The sequence below is a fragment of the Pseudomonas sp. P4_B4 genome (assembly GCF_056402255.1).
Map to the genome: position 1 here is coordinate 36743 of NZ_JBFUHS010000022.1, position 21300 is coordinate 58042.

Here is a 21300-nt window from a genome sequence, read left to right on the forward strand (position 1 = left end):
ACATAGAACAGGCCCCGGCAAAAGTGCGCGGGGCCTGTAGTGGCCAACATCCTTTGGCCGTTCGCATGAACACTCAGGTTGCAACAGACCCATGACTCTGCCCGTCTGTCGCACCCTCTCCCGGTCCAGGCGAGAAGCCTTGCCTTACTCGGCTTTCAGGCCGTCAGCGGAGACCGCCTTGACGCCTTTGATTTTCTTGGTGATAGCTACAGCCATTTCTTTTTGCGAATCGGTCACGGCGGTGGTCGACGACAGCGATACCACGCCTTTGTTGGTTTCAACCTTGATGTCGGTACCTGGAATGCCTTTTTCGGTCATCAGGTCGGCTTTGACTTTAGTGGTGATCCAGGTATCGGAAGTAGCTTCTGTAGCCTTGGTCATTTCACCCGCCGCCAGGGTCATCGGAGCCTGGGTGGCTTGAGTGGTCTGGGCGAATGCCGCGTTTGCCATGGTCAGGGTCAGCGCAGTGGCAGTAGCGGCAGCGATAGCGAACTTCTTCATACGAGTAACTCCTGTTTTTCTGAAAAGTCTGCCGGGTGTCTTTTCGGCAGGGTTACCAGGGATATTGCGAACGCTGTGCCAACTTTGAAAAAGAGTTAAAAATCTTATTAATCAACGAGTTACAAAATCAGCCAACTTTCGGAATCATGCAAAATGCACGATAAGCACAAACACTGCATGCAAGTTGCGGTTTTATGGAAAGTTCCTAAGATGCTGAATTTCTGAGCTTTATCTGCAGCATTTGACGACGGGTCGACAAACAGGAAAATCCCCGCAAAAGCGGGGACTTGATTCAGCTCTTCATGCCGCAGAACCGGAACACCCTTTAGGCAAGTAGTCCTGGGATACGCTGCTTTTACATGACCAGCCTTTGGTTTCGTCCCGTGTCAGGGTGACGGTTTTGCCCTGGACCACCCCCGGGGCATTCTGCAACGTACAAACGATTGATCCCGCTCCCGCCTGCGTTGTAGCCGTCACAGACAGGGCGCAGTGGTTGGTCGATGTCGCGCCGGCGGGCGCCACGTTGGCAATTGTCGGGGTTTCCCCCTGGTTGATCACATCCTCGAACGGCACTTTCATTGCAGTCAGTTCGGCCAGCGCCGCCGTGACCTTGGCCCGAGCCTGGTACTTGGAATACATCGGCAGGCCCAGTGTTGCCAGGATCCCGATGATCGCCACCACGACGAGCAACTCGATCAGGGTAAAACCTTTTTGATTGTTCATGTACAAGCTCCATGCATGAGTCGAAGGCTCATGACCTGCCCCATGGCAGCACAGCCTGTGCCAATGCCAGAAGCCCCTGTTGGCAGGGGGCGTGGTGGCCGAAAAGCGCTTACCTACTACCAGGATCAGCACTATCTGACGTTTTTTGTCACCTCACCCTTGCGGGTTTGGCCTCGTCCTTTGACTAGGCTATAAGAGCAATTCAATCGGAATACCCAGGACTGAACATGGCGGTCAAGGCAGCGAAAATCAGCGTGTATGCATGGGAAGGCATCGACCGCAAAGGCACAAAAGTGACCGGCGAACTCAGCGCTCAAAACCCGGCGCTGATCAAGGCGAAACTGCGCAAGCAAGGCATCAGTCCCGGCAAGGTTCGCAAAAAAAACCATTCGGTTTTCAGCATGGGCAAGCGCATCAAGGCCCAGGACATTGCCCTGTTCACCCGGCAAATGGCGACGATGATGAAGGCCGGCGTGCCGTTGTTGCAGTCCTTCGAGATCATCGGCGAGGGCTTCGACAATCCGGCCATGCGCAAGCTGGTGGACGAGCTGAAACAGGAAGTTGCGGCAGGCAGCAGCTTCGCCGCTGCCCTGCGCAAGAAGCCCCGGTATTTCGATGAGCTGTATTGCAACCTGGTGGATGCTGGCGAGCAGGCCGGTGCCCTCGACACCCTTTTGGAGCGGGTCGCGACCTACAAGGAAAAAAGCGAAAGCCTCAAGGCCAGGATCAGGAAAGCCATGACCTACCCGCTGGTGGTGGTGTTCGTCGCGGCGATAGTCACCGGGATTCTGCTGGTCAATGTCGTGCCGCAGTTCGAGTCGGTGTTCAAAGGCTTTGGCGCCGAACTGCCGGCCTTCACCGTGATGGTCATTGGCCTGTCGCAATTCATGCAGGCCTGGTGGTGGGTGGTCCTTGGCGCACTGATCACCATGGCCTTCGGCGTGCGCCACGCCCTCAGGACATCCCCGGCCTTTCGCGACCGGATGGACACCTGGCTGCTGAAACTGCCGCTGGTGGGCACCCTGATGCACAAGTCCGCCGTGGCCCGGTTCGCCCGTACACTGTCGACCACTTTCGCAGCCGGCGTGCCGCTGGTGGAGGCCCTGGAATCAGTGGCCGGTGCGACCGGCAATGTCGTGTTCAAGCGCGCGGTATTGCGCATTCGGCAGGACATCTCGACCGGCATGCAATTGCATTTCGCCATGCGTACCTGCGGCGTCTTTCCGAACATGGCGATACAAATGACCGCCATCGGCGAAGAGTCAGGCACCCTGGACGCTATGCTCGACAAAGTCGCGGGGTTCTATGAAGACAACGTCGATAACATGGTCGATAACCTCACCAGCCTGATGGAACCGTTCATCATGGTGGTGCTGGGTGTTATCGTCGGTGGACTGGTAGTTGCCATGTACCTGCCCATCTTCCAACTTGGCTCAGCGATCTGACATGCCCTTGAATGAAATTCTGATTCACTCTCCGCTGGCCTTTGTCCTTCTCGCAGGCATCACCGGCCTGCTGGTCGGCAGTTTCCTCAATGTCGTGATCTGGCGCCTGCCGAAAATGCTCGAACGCGACTGGCGTGAGCAGGCCCATGACATTCTCGGGCTGCCTGGCGAAACGCCGCTGCCGACTTACAACCTGTTGCTGCCCCACTCCCAGTGCCCGCACTGCGGTCACCGAATCCGCGCCTGGGAAAACATCCCGCTGCTCAGTTATGTGTTTTTGCGCGGCCGCTGTTCAGCCTGTGCGGCAGCGATCAGCCCGCGCTATCCGTTGACCGAACTGGCCTGCGGGCTGTTGTCGGCGTTTGTTGCCTGGCACTTCGGCTTCGGTTGGCCGGCCTGCCTGGTGCTGGTCCTGAGCTGGGGTTTGCTGGCGATGAGCCTGATCGACGCCGAACATCAGATATTGCCGGACGTACTGGTGCTGCCGTTGATTTGGCTGGGGTTGATCGTCAACAGTTTCGGCCTGTTCGTGACGTTGCACGAGGCGCTTTGGGGGGCGATCGCCGGTTACAGCCTGCTGTGGTCGGTGTTCTGGCTGTTCAAGCTGATCACGGGCAAGGACGGCATGGGCTACGGTGATTTCAAGCTGCTGGCGATGCTGGGCGCCTGGGGTGGCTGGCAGATTTTGCCGTTGACCATCCTGCTGTCCTCGCTGGTGGGTGCCATTATCGGGCTGATGCTGCTGCGCTGGCGCAATGCAAAAACCTCGACGCCGATCCCTTTCGGTCCCTATCTGGCCATTGCCGGCTGGATTGCGTTGCTCTGGGGTGGTCAAATAACCGACCTCTATTGGCAGTTTGTCGGTTTGAAATGAATAGCCCTGTGGAAAAACCCTGGATTCTCGGCCTGACCGGCGGCATCGGCAGCGGCAAAAGTGCGGCCGCCCAACACTTCATAGATCTGGGTGTGCATGTGGTCGACGCCGATCACGCCGCTCGCTGGGTAGTGGAACCCGGCCGCCCAGCACTGGCGCAAATCGCCGAGCACTTCGGCCTCGGCGTGTTGCAGGCCGACGGGCAACTGGACCGCGCCGCGCTTCGCAAATTGATCTTCGAGGTGCCTGAAGAACGCCGTTGGCTGGAAGCCCTCCTGCATCCGCTGATCGGCGAGGAGATCGCTCACCACCTGGCGCTGGCAAAATCGCCTTATGCGATTCTGGTTTCGCCGCTGCTGATCGAGTCCGGGCAATACGCCATCACTCAACGGGTGCTGGTGATCGATGCCCCCGAACAATTGCAGATCGAACGCACCCTGCAACGTGACCAAACCAGCGAGCAGCAAGTCCAGGCGATCCTCAAGGCCCAGTCCAGCCGCCAGGATCGCGTGAGCCATGCCGACGACGTCGTGGTCAATGATCGCGACCTTGCCTGGCTGCACAGCGAGGTCGAACGCCTGCATCACTTTTATCTTTCTTTGCGTGGAGGCCAGTCATGAGCCAACCAACAACCGTCGAATGCCCAACCTGTGGCGCCCCCGTGGAATGGACCGCCGAGAGCAAATTCCGGCCATTCTGCTCCGACCGCTGCAAACTGATCGACCTGGGGGCCTGGGCGTCCGAAGAACACAAGATTCCAGTGCCCCCCGATGCCGAGGACGAGATGTTCAGCGGCGACTTTGACCCGCGCCACTGATCCATCGAGTGGGCGATTCCAGGTTTTGATGTGGATCAGGACTTGGGATCGTCATCCTTCCAGGGCGCCGAGAGGTAGCGAGTGCGGTTGAACGTTTCCAGCCACTCCGGACAAAACACGACCAGCGCACTGACGATCATGCCGTTGATAAACGCTTCGGGAAAAATGATCAGCCACAGGTAACCGACAAAATCCTCAAGCCAGTACGGCATCTCGAAACGCTCATCGAACCACAGCAACCACAGCCCCAGCAGCAGGCACAGCAACGCCGACAGCGCGGCGGCAAAGAATCCGGAAACGAAGATATACACGAAGGGATTTCGTGGCTGCGCCCGCTCCACCAGAATGGCGCAGCACTCGGTGACCAGCACCGGCAGCGCAATCAACAGCGCGCCATTGACCCCGACCGCCGCCAGGTCCTGTCGGCCGAGCAGCACCAGCCCCATTTGCGCAACCAACCCGCCAACCAGCGCCAGCGGCCAGTCCAGCAGTAGCGTCACCGCTGTCATGCCGATGAAGTGGTAAGACACGCCGGTATCAAAGTCGCGCCGCACCAGCCACAACAGAAACAGCGCAAACACCGTTCCAAACAGCAGATGCTGACGACGGCTGTCGGTGAACAGTTCGACCCACGGCGCGCGACAGATCGCCCAGATCAACACCGGCACATAGATCAGCCAGCCGACCGCAAGGGTTTGCGATGACAGCAACTCTGCACCGATCATGGCTACGCGCGACTCCTTGGCGAAAGACAACAAACACTCAGTCTACACCGCCGCTCGCCTGCCCTTCGACCTCAAGCCCAATGCCGCGGATCGTTCATCACCGCGTCATGTTCGGCGAACAGCTTCGGTAGCTCAGACTTGAGAAAGTCCACCCAGGTGCGGACCTTGGCATCGAGAAAGCGTCGCGAAGGATACAGCGCATACACATTGCGTTCGCGCAGGCGCCATGCAGGTAACACGCGCAGCAAAGTGCCGTCGTTCAAGGGCCGCGTCGCGGTGTAGAACGGCAGCAGGCTGATGCCCATGCCCGACTCCGAAGCCTTGACCATCGACTCGGCAACATTGCACTGAAAGGTCTTGGCCGGGCTGACAGCGTGCTCGCCGTGCTCGTCCTGGAACAGCCATTGATCGCTGTACAACGGGTCGAGCATGCGCAGGCATTGATGATCGCTCAGCGCCAGCGGCTGCTGCGGCACGCCCCGGCGTTGCAAGTAAGCCGGGGAGGCACAGGGCACGCTGTAGATCTGCCCGATGGCCTGCGCAACCATTTGCGAGTCGGCCAGTTCGGGAGCGATAGAAATCACCACATCGTGCCCCTCCTCCAGCGGATCGGGATTGCGCTGCGACAAGGTCAGCTCGAACACCACATCGGGATAAAGCTCGCTATAGCGGGCGATCAACGGCGTGAGCAGCACACCCAGGCCGTTCATGCTGTGCACCCGCAAACGTCCGGCCGGATTGATATGAGCGCCGCGGGCCTCGGCCGTCGCCTCATCCATGGCTTCGACGATTTGCCGGCTGCGCAGCAGGAAGCGCTCACCGGCGTCGGTCAGGCTCAAGCGCCGCGTGGTGCGTTGCAGCAGACGCGCCTGTACATGTTCCTCCAGATCCGCCACCAATCGGGATACCTGCGCGGTCGACAGATCCAGCGCATCGGCAGCCCCGGTGAAACTGGCGCAGTCCACCACCCGGATGAACACGCGCAAGTTGTTAAGCACATCCATAAGCCCCCCTCGGGCGATGACTGTTACGTTTTATGTAAGGCTGCATCCGCCGTTCGCCCCTTTATCCGTCGGTGGCAAAGACTAAAATTCAGACATCGAAACCGACACGGAGCACGCCAACATGAAAACGTTGATCAGCCTGTTGCTGACCGTTATCGCCACCTCGGCCATGGCCGCTGACAACGAGCCCCTCGCAGTCCTGTACAACCCGGAGCAGCCACTGGACATCGCCAGCGTGGTTTCTGTGTCGGACACCGCGACCGCGTGCGGGGTCGTACCGGCGACCATGGTATATGTCGATCATCAGGGCCAGACCCGCCGCGTGACCTACAACGTCATGGGTGATTGCACCAGCAACCTGTGATCAAAGGGCTCACAGCAAGGTCCACGTGTAGCTGAGGATCAAGCGGTTCTCGTCGATATCACTGCGGTAGTTGGAACGCGCCATGGCATTGCGCACGCGGATGCCAAGGCCTTTGAGACTGCCGCTCTGCAACACATAGCCGATATCCAGGTCACGCTCGCGATCCTTGCCTTCAAAACCCTTGCCAGTATCGACATTGTTGCCGCTGATGTAGCGCACGGTACTGGTCAGCCCCGGTACGCCGAGCGCCGCGAAGTCGTAGTCGTAGCGCGCCTGCCAGGAACGTTCATCGGTGAAGGCGAACTCATAGGTCGGCACTTCGTTGCCCAGCGGTGAGATGTTGGCAAACACCCGTGGGAACGCACTGTCACCGAACATGCCCTGATAGCCGACGTAAAACGTATGGCCGCCACGCTTGGCCGACAGCAACGAGAAGAACGCCTGGTTGTCGATGTTGCCCAGCAGTTTCTTGCCGTCCTCGCGCGAATCGTAATAACCGAGGTTGGCGCCGAGGATCCAGTCGCCCACCGGCTCACTGTGCTTTAAACCCAGAAAACGCTGGTTGTAGATATCTTCCAGTTGCCCGTACCAGGCGCTGACCGAGCTGCGCTTGTCGTTGAAGACATAATCAGCGCCAGCAAAATTGAAACCGTCACTGCTGACCTGACGCTGCGGCACATGACCCAACATCGCTTGCATCTTTTCGTCGCCAGCCTCGTTGCGCAGGCTGGTTGAACTCAAGTGACCACCCTGCAGCGTCAGGCCATTGATCTCGTTGGAGGTGATGCTTGCGCCCTGATAACTCGGTGGCAGCAGGCGAATATCGCTGAATGCCAACACCGGCAGATTGGGTTGCAACTCACCGACTTTCAGCTCGGTTTTGGAGTAGCGCATCTTCAACGCGCCTTCCAGGCGGCTGTAGTTATCCGCCGCGCGGCCGTCGCCCTGCACCGGCAGCAAACCGGTATTGGTCCGGTCCGGGGCGCTGTCGAGCTTGAGGCCGAGCAAGCCGATGACGTCCACCCCAAACCCGACGGTGCCCTGGGTGTATCCGGACTTCACGTTGAGGATGAAACCCTGGGCCCACTCTTCAGCCTTCGATTGCTGGTTGGCGCCGACGATGTCGGAATAGTCGCGGCTGAAGTAGTAATTGCGCGCCTGCAACGTCGCGGTGGTGTCTTCGATAAAGCCTTTTTCAGCGGCCATCGCACCTGTGGAAAAACTCGAGACGACAGCCAGGGACAACGCAGAACCGGTTGTTGGGAGAATCTGTTTCATCGTTTTTCTCTTATTGTTATTGATCGACTGGTTGAAAGACTTCAGTTGCAGTGGATTTGTAACGGGGGACGGAACGACGGGCGCTCAACAGCACATGGGTGACCATGCCGAAAATCAGCCCCCAGAACGCCGCGGACAAACCGAACAACGACATGCCCGAAGCCGTGACCAGAAAGGTCACCAGCGCGGCTTCACGATCGCTCGGCACCGCCATCGCGCCCGTCAACGCGCCGGCAATGGCGGCGAACAAGGCCAGCCCGGCCAGTGCCGCGATCAACTCTTTGGGGAACGCTGAAAACAGCGAGACCAGCGTGGCGCCGAAGACCCCCAGCAGCAGGTAACACAGGCCGCCGACGACCCCGGCCACGTAGCGTTTGCGAGGATCTTCGTGGGATTCGCGACCGGTGCAGATCGCCGCGGTGATCGCCGCCAGATTCAGTCCATGGCACCCGAACGGCGCCAGCAATGCCGTGCCCAGCGCGCTACTGGCGATGATCGGGCTCGCCGGCGTTGGATATCCGCTGGCGCGCAGCACCGCCATGCCGGGCACGAACTGACCGGTCAGCGCCACCATCACCAGCGGCAAGGCGATGTTCAGGATCGCGCCCAGGCTGAACTCGGGTGTGATCCACACCGGCGTGGCCAGGCCGATCACCAGCGCTTCACGATGCAAATCACCGGTGAACGCGGCGATCGAACAGCCCACCAGCAGCACCATCATCACCGCATAACGCGGCATCACACGCTTGCAGATCAGGTAGCAGGCAAACATCGCCAGGACCAGCAACGGCTTGTGCTGCATCGACACAAACAAGCCGGTGCCGAAACTGAACAGGATCCCGGCCAGCATCGCCGCCGCGATGGCTGCGGGCAGCTTGCTGATGATCCGGTCGAAAGCGCCCGAGATGCCAACCACGAAAATGATCAGGCTGCTGACCAGATAAGCCCCCACCGCCTCTGCCATGGAGATGTCCGGCAACAGCGTCACCAGCAACGCCGAGCCCGGCGCCGACCAGGCGATGATCACCGGAACGCGGTAGCGCAGGCTCAAACCGATACCGAGCACGGCGCTGCCAATGGAGATCGCCCAGATCCAGGACGACAACACTTCCCGCGAAAGATGTGCCGCTTCTGCCGCCTGAAAGATGATCACCAACGGGCCGGCATAGGAAATCACCGTGGCAATCAATCCAGCCACGGCGGCTGACAACGAGAAGTCCTGGAAAAACGCTTTCATGATTCAGGCACCGGTCGCTGACAACGCTGGGTTGACGCCAGCAGCGCTGCGTCGGCTGCTGATGGCGAACACGGTCATGGCCAGGGCCGCCACCGCACCGGGCAAGGCAAACGCCATGAAGTTCAATTGCAGGGGCAAGCTGATCCCGAGCAAGGCACCACCCAGCAGCGGACCGACGATGGCCCCGTTGCGCCCAATGCCCGACGCCCAGCCCAGGCCGGTAGAACGAATTGTCATGGAATAAAACTGCGCGGCGCAGGCGTACAAAAGAATCTGCGAGCCAATGGTGGTGGCACCCGCAATGGCGATCAGCAGGTACAACACCGGCATCGGGCTGTTGAAGCCCAACAGAGTGATCGACACCGCCGCCATGGCGAAAAACACCGACAGCACCCGCGGCAGATTGAGTTTGTCGCCCAGCACCCCGCCACCGACCGCGCCGAAGATCGCCCCGAAATTCAACACCAGCAGGAACGACAGGCTCGAACCCAGGCTGTAACCGGCGTTGGCCATCAGTTTCGGCAGCCAGGAACTCAGCGCGTACACCATCAACAGACAGCAGAAAAACGCCAGCCACAGCATCAGCGTGCGCAGCGCACGGCCTTCACGGAACAACTGCAACACCGGGGTGCCCGTGCCCTTCACTTCAGCCATGTGCAATTGATCAGACGTTTGCGCGACGTAAGCCGGATCAATCCGCTCAAGAATATTGCGCGCCTCTTCATTACGCCCCTGACGCAACATGAAGCCCACCGATTCGGGCAGGAAATACATGATCAGCGGCAACAACAGCAACGGCAGGACCGCCACGTAAAACACCGCCTGCCAGCCGAAACTCGGGATCAGCACAATGCCCAGCCCGGCGGACAGCATGCCGCCCACCGAGTAACCGCTGAACATGATCGCGACCAGAGTGCTGCGGATTTTTTTCGGAGCGTACTCGTTCATCAGTGCCACGACGTTAGGCATCACGCCGCCAATGCCGAGCCCGGCAATGAAGCGACAGAGGCCGAACTCGGTGGGGGTTCGGACGAAACCATTGAGCACGGTGAAACCACTGAAGAGCATCACGCAGATCGTGATGGCCTTCTTGCGGCCGATCCTGTCCGACAGCGGACCGAAGAACAGCGCGCCGAACATCATGCCGAACAGTGCATAACTGCCCAGTGCACCGGCTTGCAGAGGACTGAGCCCCCACTCTTTCATCAGCATCGGCAAGACCACGCCGTAGATCACCAGATCGTAACCGTCGAAGATGATGATCAGGGCACACCAGAACAGCACCATCCAGTGAAAGCGGTTGAAACGAGCGTTGTCGATAACCTCATGTACGTCGATCTTGCGCATGGCATATATCTCTTGTTGTTGTTTTTTTAGAGCGTCGGTAACACGGCTTACGTCCGTACAGCCGAGGGTAGAGCCGCCCGATACGTGGCAATAGCCAGTGAGCGCAGATCACTATCCATTTTGTGCAGGGCCCTGAAACGGGCATGGGAACGGAAGGCATTGAGCCTCTCCGACAAATTGTCTTCTTTGCGATCACATTTGAACGCTAAGCTTGGGCCTATGGATGACTCAGATTATTTACGCCTGCTGACCATCGCGGCTGAGCAGGCCAACGCGTTCCTGTCCAATGCCCGCAAATGGGAGCGTGAGCGTTGGGTCTGCCAGCGCCTGCTGCAAGGCTTGAACATTCCCTATCGTGCCGATGAATTCGCCCCCGCTGGCGAGCCGCCGGATGTGTTGTTTCGCGATGCCAGTTTCGAGGTGTTCTTCGTGCTCGACGAGGGCCGGCGCCTCAACGATGAATGGCGCGACGAGCTGCAACGCCGACGCAGCGCGTTTTCCCTGAGTCAACTGGTGCGCCGCGAGGCCAAGCCACGACGCATCCCCGCCAACGAATTTTTGCTGCGATTGGCGCCGACCTTGCGTAAAAAGGCGCACAACTACAAAGAACGCGGCATGGATCTGGGTGAGCTGGACATCATTGCCTTCGCCAGCCTCAAACGCGAAGTGCTGGACCTCAACAGCCATTTCCCGCCGCCGACCGAATACCTGCGCCAAGGTTGGCGTTCGCTGTCATTGGTTGGGCCGACATTTGCCCGCGTGCTGTTCGCTCACCCGGATGCGCCGGACTTCTTGCGCAGCAACCTGGGGCGCAGCATTGTGTTCGACGTCGGGATCAGCCTGTGAGCCTCGAGCCTTTCCCCGGTCAGCAGCTAAGCTCCGTTCACAGCTGAATAATTTCCCTGTAGCTTCTACACATTCAGCAACGTCTACTCCTGACGAGGCCCGATATGACCAGCCGCCTGAACCCCGACGACCAAAAGCATGTCGAAGAGTACCTGCAGTTGTCCCAGCACCAAGTCGAGCGCCGGCCTTTCCGGCCGTGGATGCTCCTTGTACTGGTCTTGGCAGTGACCATTGGTCTGGGCTTGTTGAGCCGACTTATCAGTTACCTGACGCTATGAGCTGCCTCGCGCTCGCTCGGGTAATTGCACCGATTTCTTTTAGCCTTGCGAGTTATCCTTATGTCCCATCGTATTGTCATTGTCGGCGGCGGCGCCGGCGGTCTGGAGTTGGCTACCCGTCTGGGTAAGACTCTGGGCAAGCGCGGCACAGCCAGCGTGATGCTGGTCGACGCGAACCTGACCCACATCTGGAAACCGTTGTTGCACGAAGTGGCGGCCGGTTCCCTGAACTCTTCCGAAGATGAACTCAACTATGTGGCCCAGGCCAAATGGAACCACTTCGAGTTCCAGCTGGGGCGCATGAGCGGGCTCGATCGTGCGAAGAAAAAAATCCAGCTGGCCGCCACCTATGACGAAGCTGGTGTGGAGCTGGTGCCGGCCCGCGAAGTGCCTTACGACTCGCTGGTGATCTCCGTCGGCAGCACCACCAACGATTTCGGTACCCAGGGCGCGGCGCAGCACTGCCTGTTCCTCGACACCCGCAAACAGGCCGAGCGATTCCACCAGCAACTGCTCAATCACTATTTGCGCGCTCACGCCGGTCAGACCGACACGATCGAGCAAATCAGCGTGGCCATCGTCGGCGCCGGTGCCACCGGGGTCGAGCTGGCTGCCGAACTGCACAACGCCGCCCACGAATTGGCAGCCTATGGCCTGGACCGGATCAAACCGGAAAACATGCACATCACCCTGATCGAAGCCGGTCCACGGGTGCTGCCGGCGCTGCCGGAGCGGATTGGCGGACCTGTGCATAAAACCCTGGAGAAACTCGGGGTCAACGTCATGACCAATGCCGCTGTCAGCGAAGTGACGGCCGACAGCCTGATCACCGCCAACGGCAACGAAATCAAGGCCAGCCTGAAAGTCTGGGCCGCGGGTATTCGCGCACCGGGTTTCCTCAAGGACATCGATGGCCTGGAAACCAACCGCATCAATCAGCTGCAAGTGCTGCCGACCCTGCAAACCACCCGTGACGAGAACATCTTCGCCTTCGGTGACTGCGCCGCCTGCCCGCAACCGGGCAGCGACCGCAATGTTCCGCCACGTGCCCAGGCCGCGCACCAACAGGCTTCGTTGCTGGCCAAATCGTTGAAACTGCGCATCGAAGGCAAGCCACTGCCGGAGTACAAGTACACCGACTACGGCTCGCTGATCTCGCTATCGCGTTTTTCGGCCGTGGGTAACCTGATGGGCAACCTCACCGGCAGCGTGATGCTCGAAGGCTGGCTGGCGCGGATGTTCTACGTGTCGCTGTACCGCATGCACCAGATGGCGTTGTACGGGCCGTTCCGCACGGCGATGCTGATGCTGGGCAGCAAGATCGGGCGCGGCACCGAGCCTCGCTTGAAGCTGCACTGATATAAAACTGTGTGCGAGCCTGCTCGCGAAGAGGTCGAGCCAGCCAGCATCAATGTTGACTGGCACACCGCTTTCACGAGCAGGCTCGCTCCCACATTAGTTTTGCGATGTCCTGAGTTTCTCGCAGGCAAAAAAAATCCCCGTATCTTGCGATACGAGGATTTTTAATATGGTCGGGGTAAGGGGATTCGAACTCCTGACATCCTGCTCCCAAAGCAGGCGCGCTACCGGACTGCGCTATACCCCGGTAAAAAAAAGGCACCTTTGCAAGGCACCTTCTTCGATCAGCGCTTTTGGCCTCTGATCTTAAGATTCGATTCCAGCGCTAACTGGTTTCAAAAATGGTGGGTCGTGTGGGATTCGAACCTACGACCAATTGGTTAAAAGCCAACTGCTCTACCAACTGAGCTAACGACCCAAAAATGGTCGGGGTAAGGGGATTCGAACTCCTGACATCCTGCTCCCAAAGCAGGCGCGCTACCGGACTGCGCTATACCCCGGTTTGAAATTGGCTCCGTGACCAGGACTCGAACCTGGGACCCAATGATTAACAGTCATTTGCTCTACCGACTGAGCTATCACGGAACTACACATTTCAATTTACAACTTTGAAGCTTTACTGCGTTCTCTTCGACCCGTTCGCATCGCTGCGTTCGTGTGTCTGAGGCGCGCTATTCTACAATCTTCAGCACCTCTGTCAACCCCCTAAATTGCTTTCAAGTTAATGATTTGCAACTTATTTTGGATTCCTGCTTGGGGAGCGGAAACCCTGGCGGGTGACTTACTGCGGGGCGCACTTTACAAGCCTTTTCCTTTGAGTTCAACAGCCTAACGAAAAAAAGGCCTCGTTATGCGAGGCCTTTTCGATTTTGCTGCCGTTTTGGATCAGACGAAGACGATTTCGTCGTTTTCCACCACACCGTGAGCGGTATCGCCCGGCATGAATCGACCGGACAGGATCAGCTGCGCCAGCGGGTTCTCGATCCAACGCTGGATAGCGCGCTTGAGCGGCCGCGCACCATACACCGGGTCGTAACCGACCGCGATCAGCTTGTCCATGGCTTCAGGGCTGAGCTCAAGCTTCAGCTCGCGCTCGGTCAGGCGACTGCGCAGACGACCCAACTGGATCTCGGTAATGCCGGCGATCTGATCCCGCGCCAATGGCTCGAAGATCACCACTTCGTCGACCCGGTTGATGAACTCCGGCCGGAAGTGGCTGGAAATCGCATCCATCACCGCTGCACGCTGCGCCTCACGATCACCGACCAGTTCCTGGATCTGCACCGACCCCAGGTTGGAGGTCATGACAATCACGGTGTTCTTGAAGTCCACCGTGCGGCCATGGCTGTCGGTCAAACGACCATCCTCGAGCACTTGCAGCAAGATGTTGAACACATCCGGGTGCGCCTTCTCGACTTCGTCCATGAGGATCACCGAATACGGCTTGCGACGTACGGCCTCGGTCAGGTAACCGCCCTCTTCATACCCCACGTAGCCTGGTGGCGCACCGATCAAGCGAGCCACGGAATGTTTCTCCATGAACTCGGACATATCGATCCGCACCATCGCCTCTTCAGTATCAAAGAGGAACTCGGCCAGCGCCTTGCACAGCTCGGTTTTACCGACACCGGTCGGGCCGAGGAACATGAACGAGCCGCTCGGGCGATTCGGGTCGGACAACCCGGCGCGGGAACGCCGCACCGCGTTGGAAACCGCAACCACCGCTTCGTCCTGGCCGATCACACGCTGGTGCAACAGGCTTTCCATCTTCATCAGTTTTTCGCGCTCGCCTTCGAGCATTTTCGACACCGGAATACCGGTCCACTTCGAAACGACTTCGGCGATCTCTTCTTCAGTTACCTTGCTGCGCAGCAACTGGTTTTCGGCTTTGCCGTGCTGATCGACCATTTGCAGGCTGCGTTCCAGGTCCGGGATCACCCCGTACTGCAACTCCGCCATGCGGTTCAGGTCGCCTTTGCGACGGGCCGCTTCCAGTTCCTGACGGGACTGCTCGATTTTCTGCTGGATCTGCGCCGAACCCTGGACCTCGGCTTTCTCCGAATTCCAGATTTCTTCCAGATCCGAGTATTCACGCTCATGCCGAGCGATTTCTTCCTGCAACTTTTCCAGACGCTTCTTCGCCGCGTCGTCGCTTTCTTTCTTCAGCGCCTGGGATTCCACCTTCAGCTGAATCAGACGACGCTCCAGACGGTCCAGCACTTCCGGCTTGGAGTCGATCTCCATGCGGATGCGGCTGGCGGCTTCATCGATCAGGTCGATGGCCTTGTCCGGCAGCTGCCTGTCAGTGATGTAGCGATGGCTGAGCTTGGCCGCGGCAATGATCGCGCCGTCGGTGATCGCCACCTTGTGGTGAACCTCGTAGCGCTCTTTGAGGCCACGCAGGATGGCAATGGTGTCCTCTTCGCTCGGCTCATCCACCAGCACTTTTTGGAAGCGTCGCTCGAGGGCCGCATCCTTCTCTATATATTGGCGGTACTCGTTGAGCGTGGTCGCACCGACACAGTGCAGCTCACCGCGGGCCAGGGCCGGCTTGAGCATGTTGCCCGCATCCATCGAGCCTTCGCCCTTACCGGCGCCGACCATGGTGTGCAGTTCGTCGATGAACAGGATGATCTGCCCTTCCTGCTTCGACAGTTCATTGAGCAGGGATTTCAGGCGCTCTTCGAACTCACCGCGATACTTGGCGCCGGCGATCAGCGCCCCCATGTCCAGGGACAACAGGCGCTTGCCCTTGAGGCCATCCGGCACTTCACCATTGATGATGCGCTGGGCCAGGCCTTCGGCGATGGCGGTTTTACCCACGCCAGGCTCACCGATCAGCACCGGGTTGTTCTTGGTACGACGTTGCAGCACCTGGATGGTCCGGCGAATTTCATCGTCACGGCCGATCACCGGATCAAGCTTGCCTTCTTCGGCGCGTTTGGTCAGGTCGACGGTGTATTTATCCAGCGCCTGTCGCGCTTCTTCGTGGTTAGGGTCGTTGACGGCCTCGCCACCGCGCAGGTTGTTGATCGCATTTTCCAGGGCTTTCTTGCTCACGCCCTGGCCGAGCAACAGCTTGCCGAGCTTACTGTTCTCGTCCATGGCGGCGAGCAGCACCAGTTCGCTGGAGATGAACTGGTCGCCCTTCTGCTGGGCCAGACGGTCGGCCTGGTTGAGCAGGCGCGCCAGATCCTGCGACATGTTCACGTCACCGGTCGGGTTCTGGATTTTCGGTAGCTGGTCGAGCTCTTTGGTCAGCTCTTTACGCAGGCTGTTGACGTCGAAGCCCACCTGCATCAGCAGGGGCTTGATCGAGCCGCCCTGCTGCTCGAGCAAGGCTTGCATCAAGTGCGCCGGCTCAATGGCCGGATGATCGTGGCCGACAGCCAGGGATTGGGCATCGGACAACGCTAACTGCAATTTGCTGGTTAAACGGTCTATACGCATGGGTCACCTTCCTTTTGAGCAGGCCGGACCTATAAAACATCCTGAATGAAGAAACCTGCCAGATACCACAATAGATGTGGTCGATTCTGGGAGTTTCAAGCGTCGGGACGTTGATGCAGGTCAGGCAAGTCTAGCGTTCGAGCCAGATAAGGGAGGCAAATCGGCCAGTGCGAGGGGCACGGCGATAGGAAAAGAAGCGAGGATCAGTCACGGTGCAGAAACCGCCACCGTAGACCGCGGTGACGCCGCGAGTTGCCAGACGCAAGCGCGCAAGCCTATAGATGTCGGCCATGAACTTGCCGGGGTTTTGACTCGGTACAAAGGCCTCTGCCGCTTGCGGCAACTGCTGCACGAAGGTTTCGCGCACTTCCGGGCCGACTTCAAAGGCTTGCGGACCGATGGCCGGGCCGAGCCAGACCAATACTTCAGCAGGTGGCACGGCCAGACTGTCGAGTGTGGCTTCCAGCACGCCAGCAGCCAACCCGCGCCAACCGGCATGGGCCGCAGCGACGCGGGTGCCGGCACGGTCGCAAAACAGCGCAGGCAGGCAATCGGCCGTCATCGCCGCACAGGCGATACCGGGTGTCGATGTCCAGCTGGCGTCGGCTGTGACCACCCTGCCAGGATCGGCATGGGCCACGACGATGCCGTGGACCTGCTGCAGCCAGGCCGGATGAATGGAAAAATGATCGGTCAGACGACGGCGATTCTCGGCAACAGCTTCAGGGCTGTCGTCGACGTGATCGCCGAGGTTGAGGCTGTCGAACGGCGCCAGACTGACGCCGCCCGCACGGGTGGTGACGCAGGCTTTGACCCCGGCCGGCGCGGGCCAGTCAGGAATCAGCCAGTCACTCATCCGATGAACGCCTCACGGTCTTGCTTGAGCAGGGTCAGCAACCAGACGAAATCTTCCGGCAACGGCGATTCCCAGCTCATGCGCTTACCGGTGGTCGGATGATCCAGTTCCAGGAAACGCGCATGCAGCGCCTGACGCGGGAAGTTTTTCAGCGACTCGACCATGGTTGGGTTGGCTGCCGGCGGGATACGGAAACGACCGCCGTAGGCGGGATCTCCGACCAACGGGTAGTTGATGTGCGCCATGTGCACGCGAATCTGGTGCGTACGACCGGTTTCCAGCTTCACCCGCACGTGGGTGTGGGAGCGGAAGCGCTCGAGCACGCGGTAATGGCTGACGGCTTGCTTGCCACCCTCCATCACGGCCATGCGCTGGCGTTGCTGGCCGTGACGACCGATCGGCGCGTTGATCTTGCCACCGGCTGTCACCACACCGATCACGATGCACTCGTAGATCCGGCTGACGCTGCGGCTCTGCAACTGTGTAACCAGCTGCGTCTGCGCTTGAATGGTCTTGGCCACCACCATCAAACCGGTGGTGTCCTTGTCCAGACGATGCACGATACCGGCGCGGGGCACATTGATGATGTCCGGCACGTGGTGCAGCAAGGCGTTGAGCAAGGTGCCGTCGGCGTGACCGGCAGCCGGGTGCACCACCAGGCCCGCAGGCTTGTTGATCACCAGGATATCGTCGTCTTCGTAGACGATGTCCAGGGCAATGTCTTGAGCGACCCATTCGCCCTGAGCTTCCTGCTCGGCAGTCAGCTCAAGGATGGCGCCGCCGTGGACGATGTCTCGCGGGCGGATAACCGCCCCATCCACAGTCAGGCGGCCGTCTTTGATCCAGGCGGAAAGGCGCGAGCGCGAGTGCTCAGCGAATAGTTGTGCGGCGACTTGATCGAGGCGTTGGCCGCCCAATTCGGACGGCACCTCTGCGCGAAGTTCAATTTTATCGGACATGCTCAGACTAGGCGTCGGCACAGCCTTTGGTTTCGGCTGCGCGCTTGTGGTTAAATACGGCGTCTTTTGCCCCGAGGCTATTCAACGGGGCACTCATCATAACAGGACGGCCACGCCCAAGACAGCGGCCGTCATAGGGACGCAAGCCGCCATGCAAGTGAAACACCTGCTGCTGATCGCCATCCTCGCATTGACCGCTGCTTGCTCATCGAAGGAAGTCGTAGACGAAAACCTCAGTGAAGTCGAGTTGTATCAACAGGCTCAAGCCGACCTGGACAATAGCAGCTACACCAGCGCCATCGCCAAGCTGAAGGCTCTGGAATCGCGTTATCCGTTCGGTCGCTATGCCGATCAGGCGCAACTCGAACTCATCTACGCCAACTACAAGAACACCGAGCCGGAAGCGGCCAAGTCCGCTGCGGAACGCTTCATTCGCCTGCACCCACAGCATCCGAACGTCGATTATGCCTACTACCTCAAGGGCCTGACTTCTTTCGACCAGGACGTCGGCCTGCTGGCGCGTTTCCTGCCGCTGGACATGACCAAGCGTGATCCGGGTGCCGCCCGCGACTCCTATAACGAGTTCGCCCAGCTGACCAGCCGCTTCCCGAACAGCCGTTACGCACCGGATGCCAAGCAGCGCATGATCTATCTGCGCAACCTGCTGGCAGCCTACGAAATTCACGTGGCCGACTACTACCTGACCCGTCAGGCCTATGTCGCCGCCGCGAACCGCGGTCGTTACGTGGTGGAAAACTTCCAGGAAACCCCTTCGGTCGGCGATGGCCTGGCGGTGATGACCGAGGCCTACCAGCGCCTGCACCTGGACGAACTGGCTGCCACCAGCCTGGAAACCCTGAAGCTCAACTACCCGAACCACCCGACGCTGGTAGACGGTCAGTTCGTACCGACCGTGGCCGAAGCCGACAACCGCTCGTGGCTGAGCAAGACGACCCTGGGCCTGATCGAGTCCCGTCCGCCGCTGCCACCGGGCGAAACCCGCGCAAACCAGGACGTGCAGAGGCAGTTCCAGGACGCCAAGGACGCAATTCCGAGCGAGCTCAAGCCTAAAGACGGCAATGGCGACGCGGTCGAAGAAGAAAATCACGAAGCGCAAGGCAACGACAGCAACCGTTCGTGGTTCAGCTACATGACCTTCGGCGTGTTCGACTGACACCTTAGGTTGTGCAAAAAGGGAGACTTTCGAGTCTCCCTTTTTTATTTTCAGCGCTTTATTACACTGTGCGCCTGTCTGGTCCTTGGCTAAACTGCCGCTTCATCAATCAAAAAGCAGCTCACCATGCTTCGTTTATTGTTCTGGATTGCCCTGATTGCCGCTGCAGTATGGTTCTGGCGCAAATTCAAGGGGCAGGCCTCCACCCCCAAGCCCCCTGCCGAACGGGAAGCGGCGCCCATGGTCCGTTGCGCCCATTGCGGCGTTCACCTGCCCCGTGACCGCGCGCTAAGCCTCGACCAGCAATGGTATTGCAGCCAGGCTCATCTCGAGCAAGACAAAGGTTCCAGAGGCCGCTGACACCTCACCCGAAATGGCGGCCGATTGAGAACTATCGCGCGCCCCCAAGGAACTGAAAGGCATCGATCGACGTCTGACGCAGATTATTCAAGATCACTTTCTGCGAATGAACCGGGTAATCGAAAACGTCCTGCACCTGCTGCGCCGCGAGCAAATGCCGCCGCTACGGCTCGATCTGAAATCACTGGAAATACTCGATAATAAGGCCCCAGCCCGCCATATCAAGGGCCCGGGGCTTTATCTGTCCGGCCAGCCGGGCGAAAGCATTCTGTCCCGCCTAGACTTCAAAGCACGCCAGGAAAGCGGCTGCTTTTGCATGACCTATGCTCACGGACGAACCCCACGTTGAACACGAGACCACGACAAAAAGTCTTGATCGTCGATGACGAACCGGACATTCGCGAACTCCTGGAAATCACCCTTGGAAGGATGAAACTGGAGACGTTCAACGCCCGCAACGTCGGCGAAGCGCAATCCCTGCTAAAACGCGAAACCTTCGATCTATGCCTGACCGACATGCAGTTGCCGGATGGAACCGGCCTGGAGTTGGTGCAGCACATCCAGCAACGCCACCCTCAGGTCCAGGTAGCGATGATCACTGCCTATGCCAGTCTCGAAACCGCGATCAATGTGCTCAAGGCCGGAGCATTCGACTTCCTGACCAAACCGGTGGACCTTACGCGCTTGCGTGAACTGGTCACCAGCGCCCTGCTGGTTCCTGCCCGCGGGGTCGGCATCAATCGATGCTTGCTGGGCGACTCATTGCCCATGCGCAACCTGCGCAAACACATCACGAAACTGGCCAGCAGCCATGCAACGGTATACATCAGCGGAGAATCCGGCAGCGGCAAGGAGTTGGTCGCGCGCCTGATCCATGATCAAAGCCCCCGCGCCAATCAACCGTTCATTGCGATCAACTGCGCGGCGATTCCCTCGGAACTGTTGGAGAGCGAGTTTTTCGGCCATCGCAAAGGCAGTTTCAGTGGCGCCATCGAAGACAAACCCGGCCTGTTCCAGACAGCTCACGGCGGCACCCTGCTCCTCGACGAAGTGGCTGACCTGCCGCTGACAATGCAAGTCAAACTGCTGCGCGCGATTCAGGAAAAAGCCGTACGCAGCGTCGGCGGGCAGCAGGAAGTGGCAGTGGATGTGCGCATTCTCTGCGCCACGCACAAGGACCTTGGCACCGAAGTTGCCGCTGGACGATTTCGTCATGATCTTTACTACCGTTTGAACGTGATCGAACTCCCGGTGCCGCCCTTGCGCGAGCGTCGTGATGACATCGAAACGCTAGCCAGCCACATACTCAAGCGCCTGGCCGCCGATACCGGTCAACCTGCCGCGAGACTCCAACCCAAAGCCCTCGATGCGCTGAAAAGCTATCGCTTCCCGGGCAATGTGCGGGAACTGGAAAACATGCTCGAACGGGCGCACACCTTGTGTGAGAACAATCAGATCGAAGCCGGCGACCTGCGCCTGGCTGAAGGCAACTGTGGGGCAGAGGGTGGCGTGCCGGACCTGACCCGGATCGACAATCTGGAAACCTACCTGGAAAACGTCGAACGCCAACTGCTGCTCCAGGCCCTGGAGGAAACCCGCTGGAACCGCACGGCGGCGGCTCAGCGGTTGAACCTGTCATTCAGGTCGATGCGCTACAGGCTCAAGAAGTTGGGATTGGATTGAGGCTGCGATTTTTTGTGCTT

General features: G+C 59.2%; 21 protein-coding genes, 4 tRNA genes and 1 pseudogene. 12 read left to right on the forward strand and 14 right to left on the reverse strand.

Translation table 11 applies throughout. The features are described 5' to 3' along the window. Positions 1–144: 144 nt before the first annotated feature. Positions 145–501 carry a BON domain-containing protein gene (locus AC1DVE_RS21440; RefSeq protein ID WP_223454848.1) on the reverse strand — a complete coding sequence of 119 codons (357 nt, stop codon included), beginning with the start codon at positions 499–501 and terminating at the stop codon, positions 145–147. A gap of 300 nt (positions 502–801) precedes the next feature. Further along, positions 802–1224, reverse strand: a complete 423-nt coding sequence (locus AC1DVE_RS21445; protein WP_223454846.1) for a pilin — start codon at positions 1222–1224, stop codon at positions 802–804. A 227-nt stretch (positions 1225–1451) separates the two neighbouring features. Here AC1DVE_RS21445 and AC1DVE_RS21450 point away from each other — a divergent pair, with 227 nt between their 5' ends. Genes AC1DVE_RS21450 through yacG form a run of 4 tightly spaced genes read left to right on the forward strand, consistent with a single transcriptional unit; the run spans position 1452 to position 4360 of the window. Then, positions 1452–2669, forward strand: coding sequence for a type II secretion system F family protein (locus AC1DVE_RS21450; protein ID WP_223454844.1), 1218 nt, complete (start codon positions 1452–1454; stop codon positions 2667–2669). 1 nt (position 2670) lies between these two features. Beyond that, positions 2671–3543, forward strand: a complete 873-nt coding sequence (locus tag AC1DVE_RS21455; RefSeq protein WP_223454842.1) for a prepilin peptidase — start codon at positions 2671–2673, stop codon at positions 3541–3543. After that, positions 3540–4163 carry a dephospho-CoA kinase gene (coaE, locus tag AC1DVE_RS21460; protein WP_223454840.1) on the forward strand — a complete coding sequence of 208 codons (624 nt, stop codon included), beginning with the start codon at positions 3540–3542 and terminating at the stop codon, positions 4161–4163. The genes AC1DVE_RS21455 and coaE overlap by 4 nt, the downstream gene beginning before the upstream one ends. Then, complete coding sequence (gene yacG / locus AC1DVE_RS21465) at positions 4160–4360, forward strand: DNA gyrase inhibitor YacG (protein ID WP_218432541.1); 201 nt, start codon at positions 4160–4162, stop codon at positions 4358–4360. The genes coaE and yacG overlap by 4 nt, the downstream gene beginning before the upstream one ends. Positions 4361–4395: 35 nt before the next feature. Here yacG and AC1DVE_RS21470 read toward each other — a convergent pair whose 3' ends face one another. Both AC1DVE_RS21470 and AC1DVE_RS21475 read right to left on the reverse strand, forming a co-directional pair. Next, the gene (locus AC1DVE_RS21470; RefSeq protein WP_223532977.1) at positions 4396–5085 is read right to left on the reverse strand and encodes an energy-coupling factor ABC transporter permease; all 690 of its coding nucleotides are present in this window, start codon (positions 5083–5085) and stop codon (positions 4396–4398) included. A 71-nt stretch (positions 5086–5156) separates the two neighbouring features. Then, positions 5157–6089 (reverse strand): LysR family transcriptional regulator, encoded by a 933-nt coding sequence (locus AC1DVE_RS21475; protein ID WP_223454836.1) that lies wholly within the window; start codon positions 6087–6089, stop codon positions 5157–5159. 121 nt (positions 6090–6210) lie between these two features. Here AC1DVE_RS21475 and AC1DVE_RS21480 point away from each other — a divergent pair, with 121 nt between their 5' ends. After that, on the forward strand, positions 6211–6453 hold the full coding sequence (locus AC1DVE_RS21480) for a DUF2790 domain-containing protein (protein ID WP_223454834.1): 243 nt from the start codon (positions 6211–6213) through the stop codon (positions 6451–6453). A gap of 9 nt (positions 6454–6462) precedes the next feature. On the opposite strand, the gene AC1DVE_RS21485 is transcribed toward AC1DVE_RS21480, so the two are convergent. From AC1DVE_RS21485 to AC1DVE_RS21495, 3 genes are read right to left on the reverse strand one after another with little or no spacing between them, the layout of a single operon-like run. Further along, the gene (locus AC1DVE_RS21485) at positions 6463–7731 is read right to left on the reverse strand and encodes an OprD family porin (protein WP_223454832.1); all 1269 of its coding nucleotides are present in this window, start codon (positions 7729–7731) and stop codon (positions 6463–6465) included. A gap of 16 nt (positions 7732–7747) precedes the next feature. Next, positions 7748–8968: a benzoate/H(+) symporter BenE family transporter gene (locus AC1DVE_RS21490; RefSeq protein ID WP_223454831.1), complete on the reverse strand. Its 1221-nt coding sequence runs from the start codon at positions 8966–8968 to the stop codon at positions 7748–7750. Between the two features lie 3 nt (positions 8969–8971). After that, complete coding sequence (locus tag AC1DVE_RS21495) at positions 8972–10315, reverse strand: MFS transporter (RefSeq protein WP_223532962.1); 1344 nt, start codon at positions 10313–10315, stop codon at positions 8972–8974. 219 nt (positions 10316–10534) lie between these two features. Between AC1DVE_RS21495 and AC1DVE_RS21500 the strand changes: the two genes are divergently transcribed. From AC1DVE_RS21500 to AC1DVE_RS21510, 3 genes are all read left to right on the forward strand, one after another. Further along, positions 10535–11161, forward strand: coding sequence for a DUF1780 domain-containing protein (locus AC1DVE_RS21500; protein WP_007970534.1), 627 nt, complete (start codon positions 10535–10537; stop codon positions 11159–11161). A 104-nt stretch (positions 11162–11265) separates the two neighbouring features. Next, positions 11266–11439, forward strand: a complete 174-nt coding sequence (locus AC1DVE_RS21505) for a DUF3094 domain-containing protein (protein WP_007970531.1) — start codon at positions 11266–11268, stop codon at positions 11437–11439. A 60-nt stretch (positions 11440–11499) separates the two neighbouring features. After that, positions 11500–12798 carry an NAD(P)/FAD-dependent oxidoreductase gene (locus AC1DVE_RS21510; RefSeq protein ID WP_223532960.1) on the forward strand — a complete coding sequence of 433 codons (1299 nt, stop codon included), beginning with the start codon at positions 11500–11502 and terminating at the stop codon, positions 12796–12798. A 170-nt stretch (positions 12799–12968) separates the two neighbouring features. Here AC1DVE_RS21510 and AC1DVE_RS21515 read toward each other — a convergent pair. The 7 genes from AC1DVE_RS21515 to rluD form a co-directional block, all read right to left on the reverse strand. Further along, positions 12969–13045 (reverse strand) — tRNA-Pro (locus AC1DVE_RS21515). 95 nt (positions 13046–13140) lie between these two features. Beyond that, positions 13141–13216 (reverse strand) — tRNA-Lys (locus tag AC1DVE_RS21520). 5 nt (positions 13217–13221) lie between these two features. After that, positions 13222–13298: transfer RNA gene (locus AC1DVE_RS21525), tRNA-Pro, on the reverse strand. Between the two features lie 9 nt (positions 13299–13307). After that, positions 13308–13383: transfer RNA gene (locus tag AC1DVE_RS21530), tRNA-Asn, on the reverse strand. A 300-nt stretch (positions 13384–13683) separates the two neighbouring features. Next, positions 13684–16248, reverse strand: a complete 2565-nt coding sequence (gene clpB, locus AC1DVE_RS21535; protein ID WP_223454825.1) for an ATP-dependent chaperone ClpB — start codon at positions 16246–16248, stop codon at positions 13684–13686. Between the two features lie 130 nt (positions 16249–16378). Next, the gene (gene pgeF / locus AC1DVE_RS21540) at positions 16379–17104 is read right to left on the reverse strand and encodes a peptidoglycan editing factor PgeF (RefSeq protein WP_477784169.1); all 726 of its coding nucleotides are present in this window, start codon (positions 17102–17104) and stop codon (positions 16379–16381) included. Further along, complete coding sequence (rluD, locus tag AC1DVE_RS21545) at positions 17101–18063, reverse strand: 23S rRNA pseudouridine(1911/1915/1917) synthase RluD (RefSeq protein ID WP_007990414.1); 963 nt, start codon at positions 18061–18063, stop codon at positions 17101–17103. Before rluD ends, pgeF begins: the two co-directional genes overlap by 4 nt. Positions 18064–18214: 151 nt before the next feature. On the opposite strand from rluD, the gene AC1DVE_RS21550 reads away from it, so the two are divergent. The 4 genes and pseudogenes from AC1DVE_RS21550 (at position 18215) to AC1DVE_RS21565 (ending at position 21280) form a co-directional block, all read left to right on the forward strand. Then, complete coding sequence (locus AC1DVE_RS21550; protein ID WP_477784170.1) at positions 18215–19237, forward strand: outer membrane protein assembly factor BamD; 1023 nt, start codon at positions 18215–18217, stop codon at positions 19235–19237. A 126-nt stretch (positions 19238–19363) separates the two neighbouring features. Beyond that, positions 19364–19597 (forward strand): PP0621 family protein, encoded by a 234-nt coding sequence (locus AC1DVE_RS21555; RefSeq protein WP_223454819.1) that lies wholly within the window; start codon positions 19364–19366, stop codon positions 19595–19597. 28 nt (positions 19598–19625) lie between these two features. Beyond that, a pseudogene (locus AC1DVE_RS21560) lies at positions 19626–19946 on the forward strand (hypothetical protein); the annotation flags it as partial. After that, on the forward strand, positions 19943–21280 hold the full coding sequence (locus tag AC1DVE_RS21565; protein WP_223532956.1) for a sigma-54-dependent transcriptional regulator: 1338 nt from the start codon (positions 19943–19945) through the stop codon (positions 21278–21280). The pseudogene AC1DVE_RS21560 and the gene AC1DVE_RS21565, both read left to right, overlap by 4 nt. The last annotated feature ends 20 nt before the right edge of the window (positions 21281–21300 follow it).